Origin of the sequence: Catonella sp., from assembly GCF_052169795.1 — a bacterium.
Lineage (GTDB): Bacteria > Bacillota > Clostridia > Lachnospirales > Lachnospiraceae > Catonella.
On record NZ_JBQNBU010000141.1, the window covers coordinates 1 to 3,760 of the forward strand.

4 protein-coding genes are annotated in these 3,760 nt (G+C 38.7%); 3 read left to right on the forward strand and 1 reads right to left on the reverse strand.

The annotated features are described in order from the left end of the window. On the forward strand, positions 1 to 1,070 hold a 1,070-nt coding region (locus ACTTKP_RS11555; RefSeq protein WP_442554051.1), incomplete at its 5' end, for an aminopeptidase. 34 nt (positions 1,071 to 1,104) lie between these two features. Beyond that, complete coding sequence (gene guaA / locus ACTTKP_RS11560) at positions 1,105 to 2,649, forward strand: glutamine-hydrolyzing GMP synthase (RefSeq protein ID WP_442554052.1); 1,545 nt, start codon at positions 1,105 to 1,107, stop codon at positions 2,647 to 2,649. 155 nt (positions 2,650 to 2,804) lie between these two features. On the opposite strand, the gene ACTTKP_RS11565 is transcribed toward guaA, so the two are convergent. Continuing rightward, positions 2,805 to 3,407 carry a helix-turn-helix domain-containing protein gene (locus tag ACTTKP_RS11565; RefSeq protein ID WP_442554053.1) on the reverse strand — a complete coding sequence of 201 codons (603 nt, stop codon included), beginning with the start codon at positions 3,405 to 3,407 and terminating at the stop codon, positions 2,805 to 2,807. A 161-nt stretch (positions 3,408 to 3,568) separates the two neighbouring features. Here ACTTKP_RS11565 and ACTTKP_RS11570 point away from each other — a divergent pair, with 161 nt between their 5' ends. After that, the gene (locus tag ACTTKP_RS11570; RefSeq protein WP_442554054.1) at positions 3,569 to 3,760 is read left to right on the forward strand and encodes a DNA-binding protein; all 192 of its coding nucleotides are present in this window, start codon (positions 3,569 to 3,571) and stop codon (positions 3,758 to 3,760) included.

Genomic DNA, 3,760 nt, shown 5'->3' on the forward strand with positions numbered 1-3,760 from the left:
GAATAGATGCAAAGCAGGTACCACTTTATGAGGATACCGAGATTGCTATGCTTGATACACATTATTATGGCGGAATTAAGAAGTACCAGTGGGTAACACTTCCTCTGGCTATACATGGAGTTGTGGTAAAAGAGGATGGAACCTCTGTAAATATCTGTATAGGTGAAGATGAAGAAGGACCGGTAATCGGAATTACGGACTTACTTATCCATCTTTCAGCAGACCAGATGCAAAAGACTGCATCTAAGGTAGTAGAGGGCGAAGACCTCAATGTAATGCTTGGAAGTATGCCGCTTAAGGGTGAGGAAAAAGAGGCTGTGAAGGCCAATATATTAAAAATATTAAAAGACAAGTATGATATAGAAGAAGAGGATTTCCTCTCAGCAGACCTTGAGATAGTTCCGGCAGGAAAGGCTAAGCATTACGGTCTTGACAGCAGTATGATAATGGGCTATGGGCAGGATGATAGGGTTTGTGCTTATACCTCTCTTAAGGCTATACTTGATGCTCCTGTACCTTCTAAGACAGGCTGCTGTCTTCTTGTAGATAAGGAAGAAATAGGCAGTGTGGGTGCTACAGGAATGCATTCCAGATTTTTTGAAAATGTAGTGGCGGAGGTTATGAACCTTATGGGAGAGTATAATGAGCTTGACCTAAGAAGGGCTCTTGCTAATTCCCGTATGCTCTCATCTGATGTGAGTGCAGCCTTTGATCCTAATTACCCTAGTGTAAATGAGAAGAAAAATACAGCTTATTTTGGCAAAGGAATTGTATTTAATAAATATACAGGTTCTCGTGGCAAGAGTGGCAGCAATGAGGCAACTGCTGAGTATATGGCAGCTATAAGAAAGATAATGAAGGATAATAATGTAACCTTCCAGACAGCGGAACTTGGAAAGGTAGACCAAGGGGGCGGCGGAACTATCGCTTATATAGCGGCTGCTTACAATATGGAAGTAATCGACTCAGGAGTTGCGGTTATGAATATGCATGCTCCTTGGGAAATAAGCTGCAAGGCAGATATTTACGAGGCATATCTTTGCTATAAGGCATTTTTAAAGGATGCGTAGATAGATTTTAATTAAATCTTGAAAGGAGTCGTAAGTGAAAAAAGAATTAGTAGTTGTAATTGATTTTGGTGGACAGTACAATCAGCTTGTAGCCAGAAGAGTACGAGAAGCCAATGTTTATTGTGAAATATATTCTTATAAGACCGAATTATCTAAGATAAAGGAAATGAACCCTAAGGGAATTATTCTTACCGGAGGGCCAAGCAGTGTTTATGAGGAAAATGCTGCGACCTGCAGTGAGGAATTATTTAAAATGGGGATTCCTGTACTTGGACTTTGTTACGGAGCTCAGCTTATGAGCCATGTCCTTGGCGGCAAGGTTGAAAAGGCGGAGCATAGAGAGTATGGAAAGACAGAAACTACTTTTAACACTACTTCAAAGCTTTTTACCGGAATTCCTGAAAAATCAATAGTATGGATGAGCCATTTTGACTATATATCAAAGCTGGCAGAGGGCTTTACTTCTGTTGCTCACACAGCGTCTACCGCAAATGCAGCTATTGAAAATGTAGAGGCAGGGCTTTATGGAATACAGTTTCACCCTGAGGTGCTTCATACCGAGTATGGCAAAGAAATGCTTTCAAACTTCGTACATAATATCTGTGGCTGTGCAGGCGGTTGGAAAATGTCAGCCTTTGCAGAAAGCAGTATAAAGGAAATCAGAGAAAAAGTAGGAAACGGTAAGGTGCTTTGTGCCTTATCAGGTGGAGTTGACTCCTCTGTAGCGGCAGTTCTTCTTTCTAAGGCAGTTGGCAAGCAGCTTACCTGTGTATTTGTAGACCATGGCTTGCTTCGTAAAAATGAAGGAGACGAGGTAGAAGCTGTATTTGGTCCAAATGGAAGCTACGAGCTTAATTTTATAAGAGTAAATGCACAGCAGAGATTCTATGATAAGCTGGCAGGAGTTACAGAGCCTGAAACCAAGCGTAAGATAATAGGCGAGGAATTTATCCGAGTATTTGAAGAAGAGGCTAAGAAAATAGGAACAGTGGACTATCTTGTACAGGGAACAATTTATCCTGATGTTGTGGAAAGCGGTGTAGGCGGTGAGTCTGTAGTAATCAAATCACACCACAATGTAGGCGGACTTCCTGACTATGTAGACTTTAAGGAAATTATTGAGCCGCTCCGTAATCTCTTTAAGGACGAAGTAAGAAAGGTAGGTCTTGAACTCGGCATCCCTGAACGCCTTGTATTCCGCCAGCCATTCCCCGGTCCTGGACTTGGTATAAGAATAATAGGAGAAGTAACTGCCGAGAAGGTTAAAATAGTTCAGGATGCAGACGCAATCTACAGAGAAGAGATAGCAAATGCAGGATTAGACAAAACAATAGGCCAGTATTTTGCAGCCCTTACCAATATGCGTTCAGTAGGTGTAATGGGTGACGAGAGAACTTATGATTATGCTATTGCACTTAGGGCAGTAAATACTACTGATTTTATGACTGCCGAGGCAAGCGAGATACCTTGGGAGGTATTGCAGAAGGTGGTGAGTAGGATAATCAATGAGGTCAGGGGGGTTAACAGGGTACTGTATGATATAACCAGTAAGCCACCGGGGACGATTGAGTTGGAGTAGTTAAAACAGGCTGTAAAGCCTTATAAATAGCCACTTTGTGAGATTTGCGATTGCAAAATGCTTGCAGATTTTAGAAATGGGTCACCTGAAGAGTAATTCTTCGGGTGATTTTTTGTATTTTAAAATGCTACGGGTAGTTCCCACAGCATTTCTTTTTATAGCAAATTATTTTCTTTCAAATACTCGATTCTCTTCTTTAAAATCTCATCACGGCTCAGTTCTTCAAATTCTTTCTGTGTTAGTGGTAGAGAATAATACTCTGCGGATTTATTTTTCATAGAATCAAACTGTTCTTTTGTAATAGAGTAGGATTCCAAGTCAAACAGATTATCAGACAACTCTTTTAGGATATTGCATATGTCAGCATTAAAGGCGTGTTCTTTATCATTACCATAGAACACAAGCTTAACATTCCATTTATTTTCATCGGTTTCAATGTCATTATTTGGGAATTTATCTTCCACGATTATTTCAAATCCGATTTCTTTTTTCATTGCCAGTTCATACATAAATAATACAAAATCTCTCATACTTGAAAGACCGAAAGTATACTCACTTCTTCCGGCAAGCCAATCTAAAGATACATTGCATTTATCTGCAATATCTATCAGCACATCGATTGTAGGATTATTTTTTCCGTTTTCGTATGCAGACATGGACGGTTGAGGTATTCCCAAAAACTCGGCAAATTCTTTTTGTGATTTTTTATTTATAGAACGAAGATATTTCAATCGTTCTGATACAGTTTTATTATTCATATTATAATCTCCTATATTTATTATATCTTATTATATCAAATCGTATACTAAAAATAAAGAGAAATTCTGATAAAAATTAGAAATAACCATTGACCTATATTATATAAATCAGTATACTAATAAATATCGCAAGTTCAAATAAACAAGAGAGGAGGAAAAATATGAGAAAGATGTATGTTGATGCTGAAGAAGTCAGCAAAGATTGGGGAGTTTCCAAACCCAAAGCATACAAAATGATAAAAGAATTAAATGAGAGAATGCTAAAAGACAATACGAACCTGATAGTGATTGCAGGTAAGGTTAATCGAAAATTTTATGAAGAAAACTGTTATGGACAAACGAAAGAAGTATAG

Bases quoted from the DNA above. Each gene is read 5' to 3' on its own strand.
- ACTTKP_RS11570 (WP_442554054.1), top strand. From the start codon at position 3,569: ATGAGAAAGATGTATGTTGATGCTGAAGAAGTCAGCAAAGATTGGGGA.
- ACTTKP_RS11565 (WP_442554053.1), bottom strand. From the start codon at position 3,407: ATGAATAATAAAACTGTATCAGAACGATTGAAATATCTTCGTTCTATA.